Annotated in this window: 19 protein-coding genes and 1 tRNA gene; 9 read left to right on the top strand and 11 right to left on the bottom strand. The window is 62.0% G+C overall.

Features of this window, described 5'->3' with window-relative positions; translation table 11 throughout:
• Positions 1-194 precede the first annotated feature (194 nt).
• The 7 genes from H8S23_RS02655 to H8S23_RS02625 form a co-directional block, all read right to left on the bottom strand.
• Entirely contained in the window at positions 195-1,055 is an 861-nt protein-coding gene (locus tag H8S23_RS02655) for a DegV family protein (RefSeq protein WP_186886755.1), read from the bottom strand.
• Positions 1,056-1,205: 150 nt separating this feature from the next.
• Entirely contained in the window at positions 1,206-2,186 is a 981-nt protein-coding gene (locus H8S23_RS02650; protein ID WP_186886754.1) for a lipid II:glycine glycyltransferase FemX, read from the bottom strand.
• 431 nt (positions 2,187-2,617) lie between these two features.
• Positions 2,618-3,004 carry a BlaI/MecI/CopY family transcriptional regulator gene (locus H8S23_RS02645; protein ID WP_186886753.1) on the bottom strand — a complete coding sequence of 129 codons (387 nt, stop codon included), beginning with the start codon at positions 3,002-3,004 and terminating at the stop codon, positions 2,618-2,620.
• Between the two features lies 1 nt (position 3,005).
• The gene (locus tag H8S23_RS02640; protein ID WP_186886752.1) at positions 3,006-3,170 is read right to left on the bottom strand and encodes a hypothetical protein; all 165 of its coding nucleotides are present in this window, start codon (positions 3,168-3,170) and stop codon (positions 3,006-3,008) included.
• Positions 3,171-4,239: 1,069 nt separating this feature from the next.
• Entirely contained in the window at positions 4,240-5,430 is a 1,191-nt protein-coding gene (locus tag H8S23_RS02635) for a M20 metallopeptidase family protein (protein ID WP_186886751.1), read from the bottom strand.
• A gap of 209 nt (positions 5,431-5,639) precedes the next feature.
• Positions 5,640-6,134: a GNAT family N-acetyltransferase gene (locus tag H8S23_RS02630; protein ID WP_186886750.1), complete on the bottom strand. Its 495-nt coding sequence runs from the start codon at positions 6,132-6,134 to the stop codon at positions 5,640-5,642.
• Positions 6,115-6,588, bottom strand: coding sequence for a MarR family winged helix-turn-helix transcriptional regulator (locus H8S23_RS02625; protein ID WP_186886749.1), 474 nt, complete (start codon positions 6,586-6,588; stop codon positions 6,115-6,117). Before H8S23_RS02625 ends, H8S23_RS02630 begins: the two co-directional genes overlap by 20 nt.
• 283 nt (positions 6,589-6,871) lie before the next feature.
• Here H8S23_RS02625 and H8S23_RS02620 point away from each other — a divergent pair, with 283 nt between their 5' ends.
• The gene (locus H8S23_RS02620; RefSeq protein WP_186886748.1) at positions 6,872-8,644 is read left to right on the top strand and encodes a GGDEF domain-containing protein; all 1,773 of its coding nucleotides are present in this window, start codon (positions 6,872-6,874) and stop codon (positions 8,642-8,644) included.
• Positions 8,645-9,054: 410 nt separating this feature from the next.
• Here H8S23_RS02620 and H8S23_RS02615 read toward each other — a convergent pair whose 3' ends face one another.
• On the bottom strand, positions 9,055-9,894 hold the full coding sequence (locus H8S23_RS02615) for a PHP domain-containing protein (RefSeq protein WP_186886747.1): 840 nt from the start codon (positions 9,892-9,894) through the stop codon (positions 9,055-9,057).
• A 105-nt stretch (positions 9,895-9,999) separates the two neighbouring features.
• The gene (locus H8S23_RS02610; RefSeq protein WP_186886746.1) at positions 10,000-11,145 is read right to left on the bottom strand and encodes a diguanylate cyclase domain-containing protein; all 1,146 of its coding nucleotides are present in this window, start codon (positions 11,143-11,145) and stop codon (positions 10,000-10,002) included.
• Positions 11,146-11,336: 191 nt separating this feature from the next.
• On the opposite strand from H8S23_RS02610, the gene H8S23_RS02605 reads away from it, so the two are divergent.
• A complete protein-coding gene (locus H8S23_RS02605; protein ID WP_186886745.1) occupies positions 11,337-13,460 on the top strand; it encodes a PTS sugar transporter subunit IIC/EAL domain-containing protein in 2,124 nt (707 codons plus the stop codon).
• Between the two features lie 438 nt (positions 13,461-13,898).
• Here H8S23_RS02605 and H8S23_RS02600 read toward each other — a convergent pair whose 3' ends face one another.
• Together H8S23_RS02600 and H8S23_RS02595 are read right to left on the bottom strand one after the other, a co-directional pair.
• On the bottom strand, positions 13,899-14,657 hold the full coding sequence (locus tag H8S23_RS02600) for a hypothetical protein (RefSeq protein WP_186886744.1): 759 nt from the start codon (positions 14,655-14,657) through the stop codon (positions 13,899-13,901).
• A 302-nt stretch (positions 14,658-14,959) separates the two neighbouring features.
• Positions 14,960-15,041: transfer RNA gene (locus H8S23_RS02595), tRNA-Leu, on the bottom strand.
• A 128-nt stretch (positions 15,042-15,169) separates the two neighbouring features.
• Here H8S23_RS02595 and deoC point away from each other — a divergent pair.
• From deoC to prmC, 7 genes are all read left to right on the top strand, one after another.
• The gene (gene deoC, locus H8S23_RS02590) at positions 15,170-15,838 is read left to right on the top strand and encodes a deoxyribose-phosphate aldolase (protein ID WP_186886743.1); all 669 of its coding nucleotides are present in this window, start codon (positions 15,170-15,172) and stop codon (positions 15,836-15,838) included.
• A 1,089-nt stretch (positions 15,839-16,927) separates the two neighbouring features.
• On the top strand, positions 16,928-17,710 hold the full coding sequence (locus H8S23_RS02585; RefSeq protein WP_186886742.1) for a ZIP family metal transporter: 783 nt from the start codon (positions 16,928-16,930) through the stop codon (positions 17,708-17,710).
• 332 nt (positions 17,711-18,042) lie between these two features.
• On the top strand, positions 18,043-19,563 hold the full coding sequence (locus H8S23_RS02580; protein ID WP_186886741.1) for a hypothetical protein: 1,521 nt from the start codon (positions 18,043-18,045) through the stop codon (positions 19,561-19,563).
• Positions 19,564-19,669: 106 nt separating this feature from the next.
• On the top strand, positions 19,670-20,365 hold the full coding sequence (locus tag H8S23_RS02575) for a response regulator transcription factor (protein ID WP_186886740.1): 696 nt from the start codon (positions 19,670-19,672) through the stop codon (positions 20,363-20,365).
• A gap of 168 nt (positions 20,366-20,533) precedes the next feature.
• A complete protein-coding gene (locus tag H8S23_RS02570; RefSeq protein ID WP_186886739.1) occupies positions 20,534-21,949 on the top strand; it encodes a HAMP domain-containing sensor histidine kinase in 1,416 nt (471 codons plus the stop codon).
• Positions 21,950-22,002: 53 nt separating this feature from the next.
• Positions 22,003-22,944, top strand: a complete 942-nt coding sequence (locus H8S23_RS02565) for a DUF1385 domain-containing protein (RefSeq protein ID WP_186886738.1) — start codon at positions 22,003-22,005, stop codon at positions 22,942-22,944.
• Positions 22,938-23,786, top strand: a complete 849-nt coding sequence (gene prmC, locus H8S23_RS02560) for a peptide chain release factor N(5)-glutamine methyltransferase (protein ID WP_186886737.1) — start codon at positions 22,938-22,940, stop codon at positions 23,784-23,786. Before H8S23_RS02565 ends, prmC begins: the two co-directional genes overlap by 7 nt.
• The last annotated feature ends 633 nt before the right edge of the window (positions 23,787-24,419 follow it).

The raw sequence follows: 24,419 nt of genomic DNA, 5'->3' as shown, positions 1-24,419 counted from the left end.
GAAAGCGCTTCTTTTTTTGCTGTGCGGGGGACGGTCCCCGTCCCCGGGAATTTTGTGCGAAAGCCGCAGCCCCTTTTCCGCCCGCCGCAGGTCCGCACGGCGGGGAGGAACACAGGCGGCCTCTCTGCGCCTGCGGTATTGCCTGCGGCCCTGCAGGGCGGCGGGCCGGCCCTGGCCGCTGCATTTCAAAAAGATCAGCTCTTTGTCAGGAACAGCACACCCAACGTGCCCGGGCCGCAGTGGGCGGAGATGGTGCAGCTGGCCCGGGTGATGTGTATCTCCCGGAAGATGCCCGCCTCCTCCACCGCTTTGCGGGATACCTGGAGCCAGTTTTCCGGCACGCCGGAATGGGTGAGAAAAACGTGGTCCGGCACGGGGTCCCGATAAGCGGAAAGCTGGTCGCGGATATAGGCGGGAAGCACCGTCTCCATGGAGCCTCGGTATTTTTTGCCCACGCCCATGGCGCCCTCTTTTTCCGTGTGGACCTGGATACAGGGCTTGAGGTGCAGCAGATTGGCGCCAAAGGCGGCCACGGCGCTGCAGCGGCCGCCTGCGCGCATGAACTCCAGCGTGTCCAGCACAAAGCTGGCATGGCTGCAGGGCACCAGGGCGTTCAGGGTCTGCTGGATCTCCGCGGCAGGCATCCCCTGGCGGATCAGCTCTCCTGCCCGCAGCACCAGCAGGCCGATGCCGGTGGAGAGATTGCAGGAGTTGACCGGGTAGACATGCCCCAGAGACCGGGCCGCGACGCAGCAGTTCTGATAACCCGACGAGAGGGCGGAGCCGATGCTGACATGCACCACCTCATAGCCCGCCTCTACCCACGGGCGGAAATATTCGGCGTACTCCAGCGGCGTGACGGCGGCCGTCTTGGGCAGCAGCCTGCGCTCGCGCCAGGCGCGGTAGAGGTCGTCGGGCTGGATGTCCACACTGTCCGTATAAGACGCTTCGCCCAGCAGGATGTGGAAAGGGTAAAAGTGGACGTCGTAGCGCCGCTGCAGCTCCGGGCCCAGATCGCAGGGGCTGTCGGCGCTCAGGATGACTTTTTGGCTCATATGAAAAACTCCTTTTTCATGGCGTTTGCCAAAATTGCTGCATTCGCTATGGAAAAGAATACCACTTTATGCCATTTGGGACAAGTGTTCGCAGACCAAAATGTCCGCGGAACAAAAACGGCAGGGGAGCTGCCGGGGCAAACGAGGCGCTCAGAAAACAAAGCGGAATTCGCCCGCGAGGCCCTCAGCGGGGGCAAATTTTCTTTTGAACGTGTAGAGATGGAAAAGAGCGGGCGACTCAGCCTCATCGGTACAGACGCCCCCCATATCATAGAGATCGCAGCCCCGCTCCAGCGCAAAGCGCAGCATCTCCCACTGCAGAAGATAGCAGGCCGCCAGCTCGGGACGGCGGCGGCTGGATGCGCCGTAGACAAAGCTGAGCCGGGGCCCGAAAGCCACCGCCACCGACCCGGCCAGCGCCTCCCCCTCCGGGCTGCGGCAAAGGTACAGACGCGCGTGTGCCCCAAACGCGCTCAGGATGGACAAAAGGTATTCCTCCGGGCGCACAGGAAACCCCTGACGGCGCCCGGTCTCCTCATAAAGGGCGTAAAATTCAGGCAGGGCCTCCTGCGGGCAGGGGGTGCAGGTCACGCCCTGGGCAGCGGCCCGCCGCACATAATAGCGGGTCTTGGCGGAAAAGGAGGCCAAAAGCTGCGCCTCGTCCATTCCGGCAAGGCCGCGGCGCACCGCGTTCTGGCGCGGCTGCACCGTTTCATGGAATTTTGCCCCCGGCGAAAACGAAAGCCCAAGGGCGGTCAGACCGGCCACGGCCTCCGCGTCCCCCTCGGCCACCAGCGGGTCGCATTTGAACTCTCCCCGGCCAAAGCGGGACGCCAGCATCCGCGCCCCGGCAAAAAGGTCGGCCAGCGCGTGCAGGTCATGAAAGTCGCAGACCGGCCCGCGCGGCGCATAGAGAAGCGCTTTGCCGTCCCCCCGGTCGGCCAGCGACAGGACCAGCATGCTGCCCCGCAGGGTGCCGTCTTCCCTTTGGGAGAACAGCACCGTGTGCCCCCATTTGGGCTTTACCAGAGCCCATCGGGGCGACTGCATAAAGCTGCCCAGCGGATGGGACGCGGCGAAGCGCTCGGCAAGGACCTCGTCCTCCGGGCCGGATGCAAAGCGGATACTCATCATTCTTCCTCCTCAAAAACAGGCTGCAGGCCGCAGCAGCCGCGGGCCCTCCGGTTGAGCGGCGGCGGGCGGAATATGGTTTACAAATGTAACCGAACAATGTAAAAACAGGGCCCCTGCCCAAATGTACGGCAGAGGCCGTGTGCATATTCAGAAAATGGCGGCGAAATGCGCTTTGCACAGCTGCGGCAAAAGCGCTTTTCCGCTCCGCAGGCAAACCGCCGCTCCCGGCGGGAACGATCCTGCATCCGGCAAAGGGGCAACGGCTGCGGAGAGAGGGCAGGCTCGCGCCCGGCACTGGCCTGCGGCATCCGGGGCGGCCGATGGGAAACGAACCAGCGGGAAACGGCCCCGTGGGCGGAAAGGGCGGGGGAGAAGCGCGCGCGGGAACGGGCCGGGCAAACTTTTTTTGTGCGCCCGGGAAGAGCGGTTTAAAGTTCTCTGGCCTTTTCCTCCACCAGCTGCCGCAGCTCTTCCAGGTCGCTGCGGCTCAGCGGCTCTTCACTGCAAAAGGCGGCGACAAAGTTTTTCAGCGAACCGGCATAAAATCGGTCCAACATGGAACGGCTCTCATGGGCGCGATAGTCCGCTTCGTTCACCAGGGGCTGATAGAGGTTGTTCTTTCCCTCTTTTTCACAGGATAAAAATCCCTTTTCCACCAGCCGCAGCAGCAGGGTGAAAACGGTGCTCTTGTTCCAGCCGCGGCTTGCGGCAAGGGCGGCGGCGACCTCGCTGCCGCGCACCGGCGCCTCGGCGCGCCAGACGGCGAGCATGGTCTCCAGCTCGGAATCCGGCAGTTTTTTGATGGCTTTTGTCATTTTACACATTTCCCCTTTTTTTGCCGGAGCCGCCGGCACCGGCGGGGCAGCTGTCCGGCGGGGGATCCTGCTGCTGCGGCGCTTCGTCCGCAGCGGCGAAGTCGTCCCAGGCGAAGATCTTCCGCAGGTGTTCCAAAAATGCAGGCACGGATCTTTGAGCGCTCATCCTGAAACCTCCCCGGCCGGACTTTAGTTTACAAATGTAACTTTACATCTCTAGGGTACCGCTGTGCGCGGGGAAAGTCAAGGCTTTTTGGAGAATTTTGCAAGAACAGGGAAACCGGACCTGCCGCACCGAGGGAAAAGGGCACGTGCAGAGGGGGAGGAAAAGGCGAACCGAAAGCTGTGCCGGGCCGCCCGGATGAGGCGGGAGGCGGGAGGTGTCTTGAGACCCTTGTGACCCTGCGGATTTGAGCCCGCGGACACTTTGAGGGGTGCTCCGAGCGATGGCCTCGGAAGAATGCGGAGCAGGGGGAGCGTCTTTGAAAATCTGCAAAAGGGGAGCAAGGAAAGCGCGCCGGGCAGGAGGGGGCGGGAGGCAGGAGCTTTCCTGCGCAGCATCCTTTCGGCACCGCTGTATCGCTGCATCTTTGAAAATCTGCAAAAGCAGCAGGGAAAGCGCAACGGGCAGGGGGAGAGGGATGGCAGGAACCCCATTTCTGCGCCGGAGTTTTGGCCTTGCGGCATCGCCCCATCTTTGAAAATCATCCACAAAAGCCGCAGGAAAACACACTGCGCGGAGGGGAGACGGGCGGGCAGGAACCCCATTTCTGTGCTGGAGTTTTGGTATTGCTGCGTCGCCCCGTCTTTGAAAATCATCCGCGAAAGCAGCGGGAGAAGCGCGCTGGACAGAAAGAAAAATGGACAGCAGCACTTCCTTTTCCCCGCCGCCGTTTCTGCACCGCTGTATCGCTGCATCTTTGAAAATCTGCAAAAGCAGCAGGGAAAGCGCAACGGGCAGGGGGAGAGGGATGGCAGGAGCCCCGTTTCTGCGCCGCAGTTTTGGCATTGCTGCGCGCTACATCTTTGAAAATCATCCCAAAAAGCAGCAGGAAAAACACACTGCGCGGAGGGGAGACGGGCGGGCGGCAAAAGATCCTCTTCCGCGCTGCCATTTCAGCGCTGCCGCGCGGAAAAGCCGCGGGAGAGGGGCGGGGCGGCAAAAGCGCCGGGAGGGCGCGCGCAAAAAAACTCCCCGGCTGTGCCGGGGAGCGGAAAAGGAGCAGAAGATAAAATTATTGCTGGTTGAGATAGCGCACCGCCACGTTGGCCAGCATCTGCATCGCCAGCGGCAGGGCCTTTTCGCTGGGGAAGAACACGTCGCTGTGCAGCCCCTTGCCGCCCGAGCCGTCGTCCCCCACGCCCAGCCAGACAAAGGCGCCCTTTACCTTTTTGAGGTAGAACGCAAAATCCTCAGAGCCCATGGCGGGCTGCGGGGTCACGATGTTCTCTGCGCCGAAGACCTCTTCGCAGGCCTCCCGATAGAGCTTGGCCATAGCGGGGTCGTTGATCAGGCTGTCATAGCCGAAGCGGTGCTCATAGTCGCACTTGACGTCAAAGGCCAGCTCCAGGCCGCGGGCGATGTTCTCCATCCGGCGCTTGAGCTCCACCCGCAGATCGTCGTTATAAGCGCGTACGTTGCCCACGATCTCTGCCTCGGCGGGGATGATGTTTTCCGCCGTGCCGCAGTGGAAGTAGCCGGTGTCGATGATGGCGGTGTCGAACGGATCCACCGCCTGGGTGCGCAGCACCGAGATCTCGTTCATGAACTGCAGGGCCGGGTACAGGGCGCTGCGGGCCCGGTGCGGGGTGGAGAGATGGCCGCCGGTGCCGTGGATCTTCAGCTTGAAGATATCTACGCCCGCCATCATCTCGCGCTCGCAGACGCCCACCTTGCCCAGCGGCACGGTGGGAAAGACGTGGGCGGAAAAGATCGCGTCCACGTGCGGGTCTTCCAGGATGCCTTTCTGCACCAGCACCTCGGCGCCGCATTGGGTGGCGCCGGCCTCTTCGGCGGGCTGAAAAATAAGCTTGACGTCGCCGTGCAGCTCCTCCCGCAGGTCCTGCAGGATAAAGGCGGCCCCCAGCAGGCTGGCGGTGTGCATATCGTGCCCGCAGGCGTGCATGACGCCGCCGTTTTCAGACGGATAGGCGCAGCCGCTGGCCTCGTCCACCGGCAGCGCGTCCATATCGGCGCGCAGGGCCACGGTCTCGCCGGGGTGGCCGCCGCGGATCATGCCCACGACGGTGGTCCCCTCAAAATCGCCGCGGCACTCGATGCCGTGGCGCTGCAGGGCCTCCAGTACATAGGCCTGGGTGCCGAATTCTTTCCAGCTCAGTTCAGGATGGCGGTGGATGTAGCGCCGCGCCTCCAGCGTTTCTTCCAGGTGCCGCTGTGCCAGCGCCTCCAGTCTCGACTTTTCCATCTCGACGCTCCTCTCTTTACTCCGTTGAAGCATTAAAATAGTCTTTTCTTAATCTTACAGGAGATGGCGCAGAAATACAAGAGAAAAATGCAGCAGTCACCGCGCGGCAAGCGCCCAAAAAACAAAACGTGGGCGCCGTTTGCCGGGCTGGGCGAACGGCGTCCACGGGAAAAAACGGCTGCCCCTGCGGCGGGGAGGCGGGCCGGGACCTACACCTGCTTTTCGTAGCAGCAGAAAAGCAGCGGGCGGCCCTTGAAGTGCATGGTGCCGGCCTGCCGGTAGCCGCAGCGGGTAAAAAGACGGTTCATTTTGTCATTGATGGAGTAGGTATCGGAACGGATGCAGTGCAGCCCCTGCGCGCGGGCGCGCTCTTCTGCAAAGGCCATCACCCGGCTGCCCACGCCCCGGCGGCGCGCTGCCGGGCTGACCGCCATGCGGTGCAGCACCAGCGGCGCGCCGGCAAACTGCCAGTTTACCGCGGCATATTCCTCCGGCTGGACGCCGTTGAGGCAGACAAAGGCAAGAGGCGCGCCGTCTTCTTCCAGCAGCCAGAGGCTGCCCTGCGCGATGTCCGCCAGGAAATCCGCGGCCTGCGGGTAATCATCGTTCCACTGGTCGTTGCCGTAGCTTGCCATCTCGGCGCGGGTGTCCCGCAGGATCTCTAAAACAGCGGGCAGATCGTTTTCAACCGCTTTTCTGATCATTTTTTTGCTCCTTTCGATAGGCCTCCAGATCGGCCTCGCAATTTTCCCGCATGCGGCGCAGCAGGCGGCGGGCAGCGGCCTGTTCTTCTGCGCTGAAGCCCGCGAAACAGGCGCGGGCGCTGCGGTTTTCCTCCTCGATCACCAGGTCGTAAAGCTCCAGCGCGCGGGGCGTGGGGTACAGCCGCCACACCCGCTCGTCCTGTTCGTCCCGCCGGCGGGTCAGATATCCGCTGCGCAAAAATTTCGGCACCACTTTCGCCACAGTGGTCTTGTCCACCCGCAGCAGGGCCGCCAGATCCGCCTGGCGGATGCCCGGGCACTCGCAGATGCGGGTCAAAAAAATGAACTGCCCGCGCTGCAGGTCCAAACGGCGATATTTGGAATCGTACAGCGCATGGGCGCTGCGGAACAGCGCGCCCACCTCCCGCAGGACCGGGTCTTGCAGCTGCTTCATGACAGGCCTCCTTTCTCCCCGCCGCGCAATGCGGGAGCTCACCCGCAAAAAGTTGAACTTTCAACTAAAATAATAAATGCTTTTGGGGTCCTTGTCAACTGTTTTATGGCTTGCCGCAAAGGGGAAAACGGCGCGTCATCTGTCTTTGAAAACTTTGACCGGGAAATTTTCATAAAATAGTCTGTTTTTTATCGAAATGGCAAAAAAAGTAAAAAATTTTAAGACACGCTATCTTCTGTTTAAAAAAAATGTTATGATAGAAGCGGAAAAAGGAGGCGGCTGCATGGAACCTTTTGAGAACATCCTCGCTCTGGCGGAGGAGACCCTGCGGGGATGGTTTTGCAAAAAGGACAGCCGTTCTACCCTGGAGGCGTTCGACCCCCAGGCGGTCGTCTGGATCGGAATGGACGAAGAGGGGTCTGCGCACGGATACGCGCAGCTGGAACAGCTCTTTTTAAAAAACAGAGACCGGGTGCGCCCGCGGGCCCTGTCGGGCCTTCAGCTGGAGGTCTCCGCCTGCGGCGGGGAGTTCTGTGTGGTGAGCGGCGAATTTGACCTGCAGGTCGTGGACACGGGGGAGCGGGATCACTGCCGCCTGACGCTGGTCTATACGGCGGCAGGGGACGGGCCCCGGATCCTGCACGGCCACGTCTCTGTGCCCGGCCTGCCCGCAGGGCTGCGCGCTTTCGGCGGGCGGACGGTGAGCTGGGCGGAATATGAGCGCCTGCGCTTGGCATTTGAAGAAAAGGCGGCCCAGATCGAGATGATCGCCCGCACCACTGCCGGCGGCATGAAAGGCAGCCTGGACGACGACAAGTACACTTATTTTTATGTCAATGACGAGCTTTGCGAGATGCTGGGCTACACGCATGACGAGTTTATGGAGATGAGCGGCGGCACGGCGGTGGGGGCGGTCTACCCTCCGGACCTGCCCGCCGCGCTGGCCTCGGTGGCGGAATGCTTCGCCCGCGGCCCCGAGTACCATGCCGAGTACCGCATCCGCAAAAAAGACGGCTCTCTGCTGTGGGTGATGGACAGCGGCCGCAAGGTCAAAAACGCGCGCGGCGAATGGGTGATCAACAGCATCATCACCGATATCTCGGCGCTGAAAAAGGCGGCAGAGCAGCTTCGCATCGAGCGGGAGCGGTATGAGATCGTGGCCGAGCTGTCGGGGGAGACGATCTTTGAATATGATCTGGCCACCGACACGCTGCAGGAATTTTTGCCCGCGCGCGCCGGGCAGGCGCCGGGCCGCAGATGCTACGCCGGGCTGCGCAGCGGCGAGGGGATGGGCCTGCTGGGGCTGCACCCCGACGACCAGCAGCGCCTGCTGGAAAAATTCTCACAGGCCGAGCATGGGCCGCGGCCGGATGATCTGGCCGCCTGCGAATGCCGGCGGCTGCTGCCGGACGGCAGCTATGGCTGGCGGCGCATCCTGCTGCGCTTTATCTGCGACAGGGACGGGCGGCCGGTCAAGGCGGTGGGCAAGGTGATGGACATCAGCTCCGAACGGCTGCTGCTGCAAAAATCGCGCACCGACGCCCTCACCGGGGCGTATAACCGCGCCTATCTGGAACACGCGGTGGAAAAATACCTGGCACAGCAGCCCGAAGAGGTCTTTGCCGCCTGCCTGATGATCGATATCGACCATTTCAAACGGCTCAACGACAGCTGCGGCCATCTGTGCGGGGACACGGTGCTGACCGACCTTGTGGGGATGCTGAAGCGGCTCTACCGTGCCACCGACCTGGTGGCGCGTCTGGGCGGGGACGAGTTCATGGTTTTCATGAAAGACATCTACAGCGCTGAGATCGTGTGCGAAAAGGCGCAGCGGCTGCTGCAGATGGCCCGGCAGTATGCGGGAGAGGCGGGCATTTCGTTCGCGGTCACGCTGAGCATCGGGGTGACGACGACCCGCGGGGGCGCGCGGTCGTTTGAACAGCTTTACCGGGAGGCGGATATCGCGCTGTATGCCGCCAAGGCGGCCGGCCGGGACCGGTACCGACTGTACGAACCGGGGATGCAGTATCCCACGGAGCGGCGCGCCGACGGGTGAGAGCGATCCGCGCGGACGATAACGAAAAAAGCCTCCGGCGAGAGTATGAACTGAACAGAACCAGAAGAAATAGACATTGAATAAAAAAGCCTCCAGTCGTAGGATAGAAACTACGACAGGAGGTTTTTTAAATGTCGGGGAAAAAGGGAATGGGGCGGTACAGTGAAGAGATAAAGGGAAGGATAGCGGCAGATCGAAAGCAGGGCGCAAGCATAAAAAGTTTAAGTAAGAAAACTGGAGTGAGCAGATATTCCGTACAGAGCTGGTGCGGATTACGCCCGGAGGTGGAGCTTCGACATGCAGCGCCGCTGCGCAGAGGGCGGCGGACGGTCAAACAGCGCCGGCGGCCTTTTTTACAGGCGCCTGCGCCGGGCGGAAGAGACCAAAAGCAGCGGCCCGCGCGCCGCGCGTCAAAGGCCGCCGTTCTGCTCCATCGCGTCGCAGACGCGGGGCAGGGGGCAGTCGCCGGGGGCGAGAAAAGCGCCCAGCCGGTCGCGGCCGGCCTCATAGGCACCGTGAAAATCGCTGCCGCCGGTGCAGAACAGCCCGTGGCGCGCGGCCAGCTCACGGATCTGCGCCCGGTCCGCCGCCCCGTTGGAGGGGTGACAGAGTTCCAGCCCGCAGAGGCCGGCCTCCACCAGCGCCGGAACCAGACTGAAATTCTGCTGCTGGCCGGGATGGGCGAGCACCGCATAGCCGCCGTCCTCGCGGATGGCGGCTACGGCAAGCCGCGCGTCGGGATACTCGATCTGCCGGTCACAGGGGCCGCCGTTTTTAAAAAGGCGGCGGCTGATCTCCCCAAACAGCGCTTCGCTTTGGCCGCTGTTCAGCAGATACTGGTAGATGTGCTGCTTGTACAGCGTGCCGCCCTGGGCATAGGGCAGCACATCCTGCGGCGAAATGCGGTAGCCCAGCCCGTGCAGCACTTCGATCTGCCACAGGCAGTTGGCGTGACGGCGGCGCAGCACCGGGGCGCAGAGGGCGTCGATGGCAGAGGTGGAGCGGAACAGATAGCCCAGTACATGCGCCTTGACCCCGGTCTGCGGGTCACAGGCGGACAGCTCCACCGCGCGCAGCACCTTTACACCGGCCCGGCGGCCCAGCGCCGCGGCTTCGGGGTAAAAGCGGGTGTCGTCGTGCTCGCAGAAAGCGAGATGGGTGATGCCCAGCCCGGCGGCTGCGGCCAGGATCCGGCCGCGGGTGAAACTGCCGTCCGACTGGACGGAGTGAACGTGCAGGTCTGCTTTCATCTTCCTTTTCCTCCTGACATGAAAAAGCGGCGGCGCCGGGGCGGGAGCCGCCGAACAGACGGAGCGCCCCAAAAACGGGCCGTCTGCGGCAGGGCCGCTGCCCCCTCAGGGCGTTCCGGGGCAGGCGTCCCTGTTTTTGGCGCTTTTTTGCCGGTACATCCGGGCGTCGGCCTCGCGCAGGAAAGCCTCGGGCGAAAGCCTTTCGGTATCGCGGCAGCAGAAACTGCCCCAGCTGAAAAAGATCTGTTCCGGCAAGGGGCGGCTGAGGTTCTCCTTTTGACAGGCGGCGGCGAGCTCCTGTTCTGCACGGGAGAGATCGCTGCTTTCGCCTGCGCGCCAGGCCAGCACGAACTCGTCGCCTCCATACCGGGCGGCCACCAGCCCCTTGCGCCGCACGCAGCGGAGGGTCTCCGCCATGGCGCACAGGGCGCGGTCGCCCCCGAGATGGCCCTGCGCGTCGTTGATCTGCTTCAGGCCGTCCAAATCGATCATGATGCCGCAGACCAGCGCGCCGCGGGGCGCGGAAAACCACTTCTGCAGCGATTCGTCCAGCAGCCTGCGGTTGGCCAGCCCCGTCAGTTCATCCGTATAGATGCTGGCGTTCTGCGAGACCTGAAAAATGAGCAGCGCCGATACGGCATAGGTGCACAGCAGCGAGCAGGGCCGGAAAAAGATCTGCACCAACTCGGCGCAAAACGGCGGCAGAGGAAAGAGGAGAAGCGGGTAGAACTGCCCGCGCCGGAGGCTTTTTCTGCTGCGGATCAACAGCAGGCCCGCGAGAAGAATGCTCAGGTAGTTGAACAGGGTGAAAAGCCAGATCGCCGGGGAGCCGACGAGAAAAGAGCCCTGCGGGGAGATGCGGAACAAAATACCCGTAAAGAGATCGGCCCCCACCAGCAGCAGGTCGGCAAAGAAAAAGCAGGTGAAAACGGCGCGCAAAGGGGCACGGCCGCGGCGGTCGGGGGCGCAGACCTGGCCGAGATATCCCGTCCACAGCCAGACGATCAGGGCGTTTATGCAGAAATAAAGGCTTTTCACCGCTTTCAGCGCCGCCCGCCCCCAGAGCGAAGTGCGGCCGGATAAAAGCAGATAGATAATGTCCAGTGAGAGAAAGACGCAGATCGCGGCGACGAGCCAGAAGTAACGGCGGCTCGATGGCTCGCGCCTGGCCCTCTGCCGCAGGCTGTACAGCAGGATGAGCATATAGACGATGGAGAGCGTATCCAGCGCCACGCTGCAGCTGATGCCCACGGGCCGGCACCTCCTTTTGGCGGGACGCGATGCGCCCCGCAGAAACATTGTTTTTCAGTATAGCACAAACGCGGCCCGCAGGGAAGAATCCCGGCAGGCAAAACCGGCCCGCCGCTTTTGCCGCGCAGGGCCGGCCCAAAAGCGCGCCGCACGCCGAGGACGCAGGAATTCCGCTTTCCTGCGGCGGCGCAATGTGTTACAATAGAATCCACAGAGAGGGAAGTGAAGGTGAAGCCGTGCTCGTCCGCATCCGCAAAGCGCTCTACGCCATGGAAAACAGCCCTGTGCTCAGCGCGATCAAAAAAGGGTTCCTGCTCGTCATCCCCGTGGTGCTCACGGGGTCGTTCGCGCTGCTTCTGCTCAATTTTCCCGTGCCCGCTTATCAGGAGTTCCTCGCCTCGTTCGGCGGAGGGGTCTTTTTTGTCCTTCTGCAGTTCATCACCGATTCCACCACCGGGTTTTTATCCCTCTATCTGGTGCTGGCGATCAGCTATTTTTACTCCGACCCGCTGGCGGGGCGCAACCTGACCCTGCGGGTCATGGCGATGGTGACCTCCTGCGTTTGCTTTATCGCCTCGTTCGGCGGCGAGAGCGGGTCGCTGAACCTGTCCTGCTTTGGCACGATCGGGGTCTTTACCGCCATGGTATGCGCCATTCTGGCCACCCGGCTCTTTTTTGCACTGAACGGGCGCCTTTACCGGCAATACCGCTCTTATGCCGCGGGCAACGACATCCATTTCCGCAGCTCGATGTCCTCTATCCTGCCTGTGGTGGTGTGCGTGACTGTGTTCGCACTGGGCAACCTTTTGCTGCAGAAGCTCTTTCAGGTGGGCAACCTGAACGACCTGATCAGCGGCCTGCTGTTCCGCGCCTTTGGCGAATTGCGGAGGGAACCGGGCAACGGCGTGGTCTTTTTGCTGCTGCTGGATCTGCTATGGGTATTCGGCATCCACGGGGGCAACGCACTGGACCCGGTGGCCCAGACCGTGTTTGCAGCGGGGTCGTCCGGGGTGATCACAAAATCGTTTTTGGATAACTTTGCCGTCATGGGGGGCAGCGGCGCCACCCTCTGCCTGCTTTTGGCGCTGCTGCTCGTCTCACGGCAGAAGAGCAGCCGCCGGCTGGCCTACTCCGCTGCGCCGCTGGCGCTGTTCAACATCAACGAGATCCTGGTGTTCGGGCTGCCCATCGTCCTCAACCCGGTGCTGGCCATTCCCTTTGTCCTGACCCCGGCGGCCACCATGCTGCTGGCCTACGGCGCGGTGGCGGCGGGCTGGATGCCGATGGCCCAGCAGGCGGTGAACTGGACTACCCCGGTCTTTTTCAGCGGCTATCTGGCCACCGGCTCCTGGCGGGGGGCGGCGGTGCAGCTGGTGGGCATTGTGCTGGGCACCCTGATCTACATCCCCTTTGTGCTGCTGTCGGAGCGGCTGCAAAAGGACCAGGAAGAATACCTGATCGACGAGCTGACCGAGCATTTTGCCGGCGCGCTGCGGGATGAGCGACAGCCCTGTTATCTTGAGCGCAACGACAGCCTGGGAATGATGGCCAAAAGGCTGGCAGGCCGCCTGCGCGCGGATGTGGCGGCCGGCCGGGTCCCGGTGTTCTACCAGCCGCAGGTGGATGCCCGGGGACGTGTGGACGGGGCGGAGGCCCTGCTGCGCTGGCAATATGGAGACAGAACTCTTTATCCGCCCCTGGTGGTGGCGCTGGCACAGGAGGACGGCTGTTACGAGGAGCTGACCTGGTGCGTCCTGTCCACGGTCTGCGCGGATATCGGACCCCTGCGGCGGCGTTTTGGGCAGGAGATCCACGTGTCCGCAAATATCGTGGCGGAACAGCTGAACGACCCGGACCTGACCGGGCGGATCATCGGCCTGGCCGAGCGCACCGGCGTGTGTCAGAACCTGGTGCTGGAGGTGACGGAGGAGACCTCGCTGGACCATCTGCCATATATCACCGCCAATATCGAGCGGTTTGGCAGGCACGGCATCTATCTGGCCATCGATGATTTCAGCATGGGACAGACTTCGCTGAATTATCTGCGCGACAACCGCTTCCGCTACGTGAAGCTGGACGGCGGGCTGGTGCGCCAGGTGCGGGAAAACGAGCGCTCGCGCGAGATCGTGGGTTCCATCGCCGCGCTGGGGGGAAGCTTGGGCTTTCAGGTGATCGCGGAATGTGTGGAGACACAGGAGATGCGCGATACCCTGCTGGAACTGGGCTGCAATGTCTTCCAGGGATATCTGTACAGCCCTGCGGTGCCGCTGGAAACGCTGCTGGACGCCAGCTTTTTACCGGGGGAAAAAGCCTGAAAAAGATCGCCCGGCGCGCAGACGGGTGCAGAGGCGCTGTGCACGCAGGGGAATAGGGAAAAGGGCCCGGGACAGATCTTGCACAGGAAAGCGCGTCCGCCCGCAAAAGGGTAAAAGCGGCCGTTTGAAAGAAAAAAACGCATCTGTCCCGGTTTCCGGGCTGCAGGATGCGTTTTTTAATTGCCGACGGAAAGCAAAAGGGCGGCAGGCAAGCGGACTTTTGACACAGCGCCGCAGCGCGGGACCTGCCGCAGACGGCGGATTTTTGCGGGGCAGACCCGCTTTGCGCGGCTAAGGATAAAAGCAGGTCGGATAAGGCGGCGCGATGCGGTGTGGAACTAAAAAGAAAGGGATTTTGTCCGACGACAAGTTTTTTCTTTTTAGGTGCAGGAGATTAAAATCGATATTCTGCATTTAGCAATGATAGACCTCAAGAGATTAGTCGTTAGGGATTAGAATTCGAAACCCTAACACCTGGGGCTCAGAATTAAGAAATTCCATTTTTGAATACTCAATAGATTTCTTTTGATACGCCGATATCTCACTTCTATCAATGAACCAGACTATTTTGTTCGACCCGCTCATGGAGCAAGCAAGGACATAGTTGACATCGGGACTATTGTCTAAAAGAGATAGAAATTCTCGACATTGTCCAAGGCAGATGGGCCGAATAAACGGAGAGTCATTACTGTAGTCTACGACCATACTCCCTAACGGCGAGGTATCTTCGATAAAAAAAAGAACCTTAACTGCTAAAGAATCACTTATTAAACCACGATTTTTTAAGTTCTTTTTGTATGTACTGATTTGTAGATAATGTTCGTTGAAATTGCGACACACATTTTGAACATAGTCTTGGTATGAAGAAAAACCCTGTATCTTATCGTGAAAATAGGCACCAGCTTCTGTTGGAGTAATTTTTTTCTCTAATCGGTCTATTCGGCTTTGCTCTCTTCTGCTCTGACTCCCTTTCCGTGTGACTCTGTAGCAATCAAATTCGAAATGCTCTGTGATGAAGGCTGTATTATTTTTGCAAATGAACAAATCAGGAGCATCATCAATAAAGCGTTCTCCAGATAGAAATATATTAGCAAATTTTTTTATTGCAGTGCCTGCCCCCTGGTAATATATGTTTGTTCCATCTTCGGATGAAAAGTATTTGTTTATTGCGGTTAATAACTCATTATTTCTTTTCATTCCAATCTCCTATAGGGAATACTCAGATTTTATTAAATAGATTTTACTTAATTATACCCCACCCTCTGATCCATTTGAAATATGTTTTCTTTTTACACTTTATGGCTGAAGATAACCCGGCAGTATGCAAAGACTTTAAGGTTTATGGAACTAAATTGATTTTGTACTGTATTTCTTAAGAATCTCAATTGCGTTTTCGGATATAACAAAACCTTCCATATTTTTGTTCATGAGCAGTAGAACGCGGAAACTTGCGAAAAAAGAAGAAAGAATTTTGTCATTCGACAAAATTCCTTCTTTTTTGGTGCGGGAGATGGGACTTGAACCCACACACCGAAGTACCGGCTCCTAAGACCGGCGCGTCTGCCATTCCGCCACTCCCGCGGACGGTTTTCAGTTTATCAGTTTACCGCAGGGTTGTCAACGGCCGCTTGACGCGCGGGAGGGGCCGGCATTACAATGAGAACAAAGAGGCCGCGCCGGGCGCGGCGAAACGAAAGGGGACGGCACTTATGACAAGGGAAGAGATCCTTGCAAGGGTGGATCACACACTGCTGAAACCGGAGGCGCGCTGGCAGGACATCCGCGCGCTCTGTGACGAGGCGCTGGAGAACCGCACGGCGTCGGTCTGCATCAATTCGGGCTTTGTGCAGCGCGCGGCGCAGTATCTGCAGGGGCGGGTGCCGGTGTGCACGGTGATCGGCTTTCCGCTGGGGGCGATGAGCACCGCCGCAAAAGTGTTTGAGGCGAAACAGGCGCTGGCGGACGGCGCGTCGGAGTTTGACATGGTCATCAATATCGGCGCGCTCAAGGCCGGAGAAGTGGATGCCGTGCGGGAGGAGATACGCGCCGTGAAAGCGGCGGTGGGCGACAAGGTGCTCAAGGTCATCATCGAGACCTGCCTGCTGACGGAAGCGGAGAAAGTGCTCATGTGCGACGTGGTCTGTGAAGCGGGGGCGGATTTTATCAAGACCAGCACCGGGTTTTCCACCGGCGGGGCGACCTTTGACGATATCGCGCTGTTTGCCCGCTGCGTGGACGGGCGCTGCCGCATCAAGGCGGCGGGCGGCATCCGCACGGTGGAGGATATGGAACGCTTCCTCGCGCTGGGGGCTGACCGCCTGGGCACCAGCAGCGCGATCAAAATTTTTGACAAACAGGACGCGTCCGACGGCTATTGAGAAGCCGCCGGGCGGCGGGCGCGGCCCCGAAAAGGTGAAAAGAGAGGGGCAGCTTTTGCTGCTCTGCTGATTTTTATTCAGTGTCCTGAACGCAGGCCGTCCGGCCTCTGGAAATGGCCCGCGGCTGTCTTGAGCGCGGGCACAGTGGGGGGATGGGCAGATCGGCCTGCTGCGGGCTTCCTGCCGCGTGGATGCGGGGCGCGGAACTGCGGTTCTCTGTCGTGGCACTGGAAAATTCATCTTGATGATCGTCATGATCACCCGCTTTTACAGCTTTCCGGCAGCCGGAGCGGATTTCCAAGAGACGGCCCCTGTCCCACAGGGGCCGTCTCTTATTGGTTAGGGAAACCACGGGCTATGCCGGTGGAGGTGCCGCGCAAAAAGCTTTCGCTTCAAGTATCGAGCGAAGCGAGTTGCTGACATAGCAGCCTGCCGAGCAGCAACGGCTTGGGGAGATGGGCTTGTGTCCGCTTACGGGGGGGCCGAGAAGTTGATGCAAGAAAAAGATAATTCAGTACATCTTTAGATGTCCGCCGGTAAAATGCCCTTTCAGGGCTTGATCAGGCTTCCGCCTTAGCCGGAGGTCATGACTATAAAATGCAGCGGAGCAGCAACGGGGCTGCTGGTCCCGCGACGCCCGGTCTTAGTGTCAGGCCAGGGTCCCGGCGGCGCTGAGGCACTGTTGAGACACTGCTGTTCCTCTTTGCGGTAAGGCCAGCATCCTCTGGACGGGACGGGGGAAAAACCGTGCGGCTCCCGGAAGCGGCCGCGCAGACGCTGGGCTTTCCCTGCCGGGGAAATATAAAAAACGATGCGGGCACAAGAAAAAGGGCGGCGGGAGAAAAGGCGCGGACGCCCGCGGAGCGCGCCGGCGCGTTTCTCCCGCGGCGCTGTTTTGCGGCCACACGGGAAACAGCGGAGGCGCCGGTTTCTTCAGAGACCGGGGCCGGGCTTGCCGATGTCCGGCAGATATGCAGAAACCGCGGCGGGCCCGCCAAAAGGCGGCCGGGCCTGCCGGGCCGCCAGCATGATTTCTCAAAAAGTTAATATACTGTACAAAACTGCGTGTTAAACTTTGGGGGATTGTGTATGCTGACTGCAATACTGATGACGACGGTGGCGGGCTTGTCCACCGGCATTGGCGGCCTGATCGTGCTGCTCTGCAAACGTCCCACCGACCAGATGATGGCCTTTTCTCTGGGGTTTGCGGGAGGCGTGATGCTCACCGTCTCGCTTTCGGATATGATGCCCCACGCGGTGGGGGATTACCGCGCGGTGATGACGAATTTCCGCGCTGTGAGCGCGGCGATCAGCCTTTTTCTGCTGGGGATGCTCATCGCCTGGCTGCTGCAGCATTGCCTGCCGGAGCCGAAAGCGGAACGGCTGGCAAAGCCGGGGGACGGCCGCGACGCGCGCCAGCTGGCCCTGGCGGCCAAAAGCGCCATCATCACCACCGCGGTCATCGTGATGCACAATCTGCCGGAAGGCGTGCTCACCCTTTTTACCGGCTATGCAAACCCCGCGTTCGGTCTCACGCTGACGTTGGCCATCGCGCTGCACAATATCCCCGAGGGCATCGCCGTCTCGGTGCCGGTGTACTATTCTACCGGCTCCAAAGGCAAGGGGCTGGCGGCCTCTCTGCTGTCCGGCCTGGCGGAACCCGCGGGGGCGCTGCTCGCGTTCTTTTTCTTTAAAGACGCCATCACCCCGCTTTTTCTCAACGGATTGGTGGCCACCATTGCGGGCATCATGAGTTTTGTCTCGGTCAGCGAACTGCTGCCGGGCGGGTTTTCTTACGGTAAGCCGGGCTGGGCGGTGCTGGGGGTGTCCCTGGGGCTGTTTGTGATGAGCCTGGGGGTCTATCTGCTCTGAAAGGGGTGTCGCCCCCGGCAGCCGGCGCGGCGGCGCGGGCGCCTTCTTGTTTCGGGGGCGCGCATGTGATAAAATAATCTATCAGAGCCGGGTCTGCGCGGCACGCGCACAGAGAGCCCGGGCCGGCGGGGCGCCGCAGGCAGAGAACGCGGCGCGGCAGAGGACGGGCGGCTTTTCGCACAAAGACCGGCTGCGCAGACCGGCCGCGGCGCGGGCGTTTGGAAAAATATCCCGAAAAAAGCGCTGGTGTTTTTAAAATGAGCGCCGGCCGGCAGTTTCCCCAAGCGGGGCGCGGCAGCCATGCCCCGGCCGGGGCGGAAAGGGGCGCAGGCATGAAAAAAGTTGTTCTGACAGTGGCGGCGCTGCTGCTGGCGCTGCTGTGCGCCGCCTGCTCCGGCCCCATGGGGGGCAGCGTGGAGGAACTGCTGGAAGCGCCAAAACTCAGCCAGAGCCAGACCCTGGTCATGGAGGAGCTCAACCGCTATATCGGCGGAAGCGCAAAGCTGCAGTATCCGCGCCGGGGCGAGTTTCTCTCCCCCTTTGTTTTCAAGGACATCAACGGCGACGGGCGGGAAGAGGCCGTCGTCTTTTATGGGGACGAGGGCAGCGAATCGAAAAACAAATATGTGCGGGTGGCCCTGTTGGCCCAGGAGGACGGCAAGTGGACCGTGCTGTGGGATGAAGAGGGCCTGGGCACCGAGGTGGAGGCGGTGAGCTTCAGCTCGATGTACGGGCCGGACACCGCCACCCTGATCGTGGGCTATGCCAGCGCCAACCTGAAAGACAAGTTCCTCGCCGTCTATACCTATAAAGAGGACGAGCACACCATGCAGAAAGTGGACGAGCGCAGCTATTCCGAATACGCGCTGGCCGATTTTACCGGCAGCGGCACCGACGATCTGGTGGTGCTGTCCTCCCTCACACAGCCCGGCCCGATGGAGGTCTCGCTGCTCACGGTGCGGGAGGGCGAACTGCAGCCGGTGACGGCGATCTCGCTGGACAGCCTGCTGCAGGACTGCGCGGGCATCTATACCAGCCTGTCCAACGGGCAGTTCAGCCTGGTGGTGGACGGCAACACCTCCGGCGGCACCCTTGTCAGCGAGCAGCTCTATTTTGACAGCCGCACCGGGGGCCTTGCCAGCATGAGCACAAAGCTGACGGCCAATATCCCCACCCTTTCCACCCGGGTCGGGGCCAGCCTGCGCAGCCGCGACGTGGACGAGGACGGCGCGGTGGAGATCCCGGTGGTGCTGGGCAACGTGTCGGCGTTTTCCACCGAGCAGCGGATGCAGTGGGTGAGCTTTTACGACTTTGCGGCCATTGACGAATACCAGAACAATTTTGAGAAAGAAGCCGTCTCGCCGGGACGGCAGATCCCCTCTGTGCTGCCGGTGCCCACCGGGCGGGGGGACTCGTCCCGGCAGGGCGGCGTCCCCGACCCGTCGGGGGAGGACGAGCCTGAAAGCGCCTCGCAGCCGGCCTCGGGCGCAGACAGCCAGAGCGTCCCCCCGCCGGAAGAAGCCGCCCCCACCAACGAAAAGGTCTTTGGCCTGGCGGACCTGAGCTACGGTTATTATATGCGCTTGCCGCTGAGCTGGAAAAACCGGGTGGCGGTGGAGCGGCTGGGGTCCCGCAACTGGTATCTGGCGGACGCGGCCAGCGGCGAGACCCTGCTGGCGGTACAGATACTGGGGCCCGAGGAGGAACTGGTCAGCGGCGGCGTCCGGCTGGGGCGTGCAGAGGAGTACACCCAGGTGGCGGCGGTGGGGCGGTACCGCATTTTTGTGCGCATCCGCCCGGATACCGGCATCGACGAAGCGGAGATCCTGGCCGGGGTGACGGTGCTCAGCTGATCGCTTTCTTTTGTAAATGCGTCCGGCCCGCCCCGCGGGGCGGCTGCGGGGGAAACCTTTTCTCCGCGGCAGGCCGGCACGATTTCCGGAAAGGAATGGGCAAACGATGAGAAAAATTTTGGTCGTGGAAGATGAGGACGCGATCCGCGAGGTGATCGCCCTCAACCTGCGCATGGCGGGGTACGACGTCGCCGAGGCCGCCAGTGCCGAGCGGGCGCTGGAGCTGCTGGGCGCGGAGCAGGACGGCTTTGACGTGGCGCTGCTGGACGTGATGCTGCCCGGCATGAACGGTTTTTCCCTCTGCGAGACCATCCGCAGGGATTCCGCCGAGGTGGGCATCATTATCCTGTCGGCCAAAACGCAGGAAAAGGACAAGATCAACGGGCTCTCCATCGGCGCGGACGACTACATCACAAAGCCGTTCAGCGTCTCGGAGCTGCTGGCCCGGGTGGAGGCGCTCTGCCGCCGCGTGACGCGGCAGGCCACCGAAAAGCAGGGCGAGAGCCGCCTGGTCTCCGGCCAGTTCGTGCTGGACCAGAAAAGCCGCGTGCTGTACAAAAACGGCCAGCCCATCGATTTGACGCAGGTGGAGTTCCAGATCATGGAGCTCTTCTTTCAAAACCCCGGCGTGGCGCTGGTGCGGGACAAGATCCTGGAGGGCGTGTGGGGCAAAAATTACTACGGCGATGTGAAGATCGTGGACGTGAACATCCGCCGCCTGCGCATGAAGATCGAGGACGAGCCCAGCAGCCCGGCGCACATCGCCACCGTCTGGGGCTATGGATACCGGTGGAAGCCCTGAGGGAGAGCGTCTGCCCCAGCGGGGCGGTGAGGCTGTTTTTTAAGCGCTGGGAAGCGCCGGGGCCCTGCCCGCCCCGATGCGGCGCGCATTTTGCCGGCTGCGCGGCTTTGGGCGCGCTTGCCGGCCTGCCGGGGCGGTAAAAGCTGAAAGGGAAAGGGAGGTCGCGGCTTGGCGAAAAAGAAACGCGAGGGCACCATCACCCGGCGCTGGGTCCGGGGCAGCCTGCTGGTCACCATCCTGGTACTGCTCATCGCCGAGGGCGCTTTTGTCTTTTATCTCAACAGCTATTATTATTCCGGCGCGCGCACCGCGATCATGACCCGGGTCAACACGCTCACCGGCCAGCTGTCGGCGCTGTCCTCCGCCAGCGACTCTGAGCGCAGCTCCACGCTGCGGCGGATGGCGGAGGAGTTCACCGAAAAAGACAAGTTTGAGTTTATGCTCATCAACACGCTGGGGCGGGTGGTGTCCACCTCCAGCGGCTTTGTGCCGGATTATCTCGAGAGCCTGGACGATTTTGAGAAGGCGAAAAAGAGCGCCGACGGCATTGGGGAATTCGTGGGCACCGACAGCACCGGCGAACACATCATGGCGGTGACCTATCTGGTGCCGAAGCCCGCGGGCGGCATTATGGCGGTGCGGTTTGTCACCGGCCTTTCCCGGGTGGACAATCAGATCGCCCTGCTGGTGACGGTCTCGGGGGCGGTGGTGCTGGCGATCCTGTTCTTTTCCCTTTTTTCGGGCACCTATTTCATACGTTCCATCGTGCTGCCGGTCAGCAAGGTCGAGCAGGCGGCCACCAAGATCGCGGCGGGGGATTTCGGCGCCCGGATCGACAACGTCTACAACGACGAGCTGGGACGCCTGTGCGACACCATCAACCACATGGCGGAGGAGCTGTCCAAGACCGACCAGCTCAAAAACGAGTTCATCTCATCGGTCTCGCACGAGCTGCGCACCCCTCTCACCTCCATCAAGGGATGGACGGAGACGCTGGCCCGGGTGGACGACCCCGGGGACGAGAATTACCAAAAGGGGCTGCGCATCATCATGGGGGAGACCGACCGACTTTACCTGATGGTGGAGGAGCTGCTGGACTTTTCCCGCATGCAGAACGGCGGGCTCTCCCTTTCTCCCGAGCTGCTGGACCTGGGCGCCGAGGCGGCCGACGTGCTGCTGATGATGGGCCAGCGGGCCGAGGGCGAGGGGGTGCGGCTGGAATTCAGCGAGCCGGAGCAGCCCTGCCCGGTGATGGCGGACAAGAACCGCCTGCGGCAGGTGCTTTTGAACGTGCTGGACAACGCGCTGAAATACTCCCCGTCCGGCGGGGCCATCCGGGTGGGCCTGTGCCTGCGGGGCGGCTTTGCCGTGGTGGAGGTGCAGGACGAGGGACCCGGCATTGAGCCGGAGGACCTGGCGCACATCAAAACCAAATTTTACAAGGGACGGGGCTCGGTGCGCGGCAGCGGCATCGGGCTGGCCGTGGTGGACGAGATCATGACCGCGCACGGCGGCCGCCTGGAGATCGAGAGCGCGCCGGGCGCGGGCACGCTGGTGCGCCTGTGGCTGCCCGCAAAGCGATAGGCTTTTTGCTTTTAATAAAAAGAGAGGGGGCGCGCCCCCCGGAAGGAAGACCCATGAGCAGACATAACCTCAAAGAAAAATTCAAGACCTCGGTGGGCGGACAGGCCCTGATCGAGGGGGTCATGATGCGCGGCCCCAGCAAGCTGGCGATCGCGGTGCGCGACCCGGCGGGGGAGATCCAGGTGGAGACCACCGACGTCAAGCCCAACCCGGTGGCGCGGGTCCCCGTCCTGCGCGGCGTGGTCAGCTTTATCGACTCGCTTCTTGTGGGCTACAGGGCGATCATGCGCTCGGCGGAGATCAGCATGACCGAGGAGGAAAAGGCCGAGGAGCAGAGCGGCTTTGACCGCTGGCTGGAGGAGCATCTGGGAGAAAAGGGGATGAGCGCGCTGATGACGGTCAGCGCCCTTGCGGGCGGCCTGCTGGCCATTGTGCTGTTTATGGTGCTGCCCACCTTTTTCACCGGGCTTCTGGGCCGTTTTGTGGAACTGGGCTCTTTTAGGGCGGTGGTGGAGGGCACGGTAAAGCTGGGGCTCTTTGTCCTCTATCTCTTCCTGATCTCCCGCATGAAAGAGATCAACCGCCTGTTCCGCTATCACGGCGCCGAGCACAAGACCATCGCCACCTATGAGGCGGGCGAGCCGCTGACGGTGGAAAACGTGCGCGGCAATTCCCGCTTCCACCCGCGCTGCGGCACCAACTTTCTGCTGCTGGTGCTCGTCGTCAGCATCCTGGCGTTCAGCTTTGTGCCCTGGCATTCCACGCTGGGGCGGGTGGGGCTGAAGCTTCTGCTCCTGCCGCTGGTGATGGGGTTCAGCTATGAGCTCATCAAGTTCGCGGGCCGCCACGACAACCTGGCCACCCGCATCATTTGCGCCCCGGGCCTCTGGCTGCAGCGGCTGACCACCGCAGAGCCGGATGATTCCATGATCGAGGTGGCGATCGCCTCGGTGAAGGCGGTGCTGCCCGCAGAGGGTGAGGACGACCGGTGGTAGCGGGAGAGGCGTACCGCGCGGCGCGGGCCGCGCTGCAGCGGGCCGGCGTCGAGGAGGCGGCTTTCGAGGCGGACCAGCTGCTGCGCCTGGCTACCGGCAGGGGGCATCTGGAACAGGACGCTGAAACGCCGCTGCGCGCAGAACAGGAAAGGCGTTTTGAGACGCTGCTGCGCCGCCGGTGCGGGCGGTATCCGCTTCAATATCTGGCCGGCCGCTGGCCCTTTTATGGCCTGGAGCTGGCGGTGGGGGAGGGCGTGCTCATCCCGCGCCCCGACACCGAGACGGTGGTGGAGCGGGCGCTGAAGCTGCTGGAGGGCGTACCGGCCCCCCGGGTGCTGGATCTCTGCGCGGGCACGGGGGCGATCGGGCTGGCCGTCGGGCGGGTGAGGCCGGACGCCCGGGCCACGCTGGTGGAGCGCTCGCCTGACGCCCTGCGCTACTGCAGGGAAAACGCGGGGCAGGCGGCCCGGGTGATGGCGGCGGACGTCTTTGGCTGCGAGCGCGCGCTGGAAGCGGAGCGCTTTGACTGCATCGTCTGCAACCCGCCCTATGTCACCGAGGAGGAATACGCCCGCCTTGAGCCGGAGCTTTTGTTCGAGCCGAAAGAGGCCTTGGTGGCGCGGGAGCAGGGCCTTGCTTTTTACGCTTATATCGCGCCCCGCTATCGGGACCGGCTGGCCCCGGGCGGCGCGCTGGTGTTCGAGATCGGCGCCGCCCAGCGGGAGGCGGTGCAGGCGATCCTGGCCCGCAGCGGATATGAGGAGATAGGCGGCGAGAGGGACCTTGGCGGCAACGACCGCTGCGTGTGGGGCCGCCGTCCCGGGGCCGGCGCGCGCGGATGAGGCGCTTTTTCGCGGGGCTCTCTTTTGTCCCGGCGGGAACTTTGGCCGCGCGCGGGCAGAGGAGGGCCTCTTGGGGCAGACGGCGATCACGCTTTTGCCCTTCCCGTTTTGGCCCGCGCGCGCGGGCGGGAGCAGAGTCCAAAATAAAGGATAATAAGCCCGCCCAAAACCCCTGCTTTGACCCGCGTGCGGGCGGGGAAGAGCTTCCGGCGTGGGGCATCCGGGTGATTGCGGACAGCCTGCTTTGACCCGCGTGCGGGCGGGGAAAATCCTCTCCGGTGGGCAGGCCACCGCTGGCCAAAAACGTTTTTGGGGACCCGCCCGGCCCGCGGCGGGAAGTTTTTTTGGAGGGGCTGCATTTTTTTTCGGCGGCGCCTGCGGAATATGGTTTAGGGCTTGACAGCGCCGGGGCGCTGTGTTAAACTAGTCTGGTCAGTAAAGAAGCTGCGCTTTGCCGCACTCACCTTGTGTGCCCTCCGGGCGCCGGGTCAACAGACGTTTTTCAGGCCATGGGCCTGTCTGTGCGTATGTGAGAGTGGGGGCGGCGCGCCTCCGCTTTTTTTGTTTTGCGGCCCCGCTGCGCGGCGGCTGAAAAACGGGCGGCCCCCGGGCGGTCCGCTGACAGAGAGAACC

The organism is Anaerofilum hominis, assembly GCF_014287275.1.
GTDB classification, from domain to species: Bacteria; Bacillota; Clostridia; order Oscillospirales; family Ruminococcaceae; genus Pygmaiobacter; species Pygmaiobacter hominis.
The sequence above is the reverse complement of the archived record's forward strand: the minus strand, read 5'-3'. Positions and strand labels throughout refer to the sequence as shown.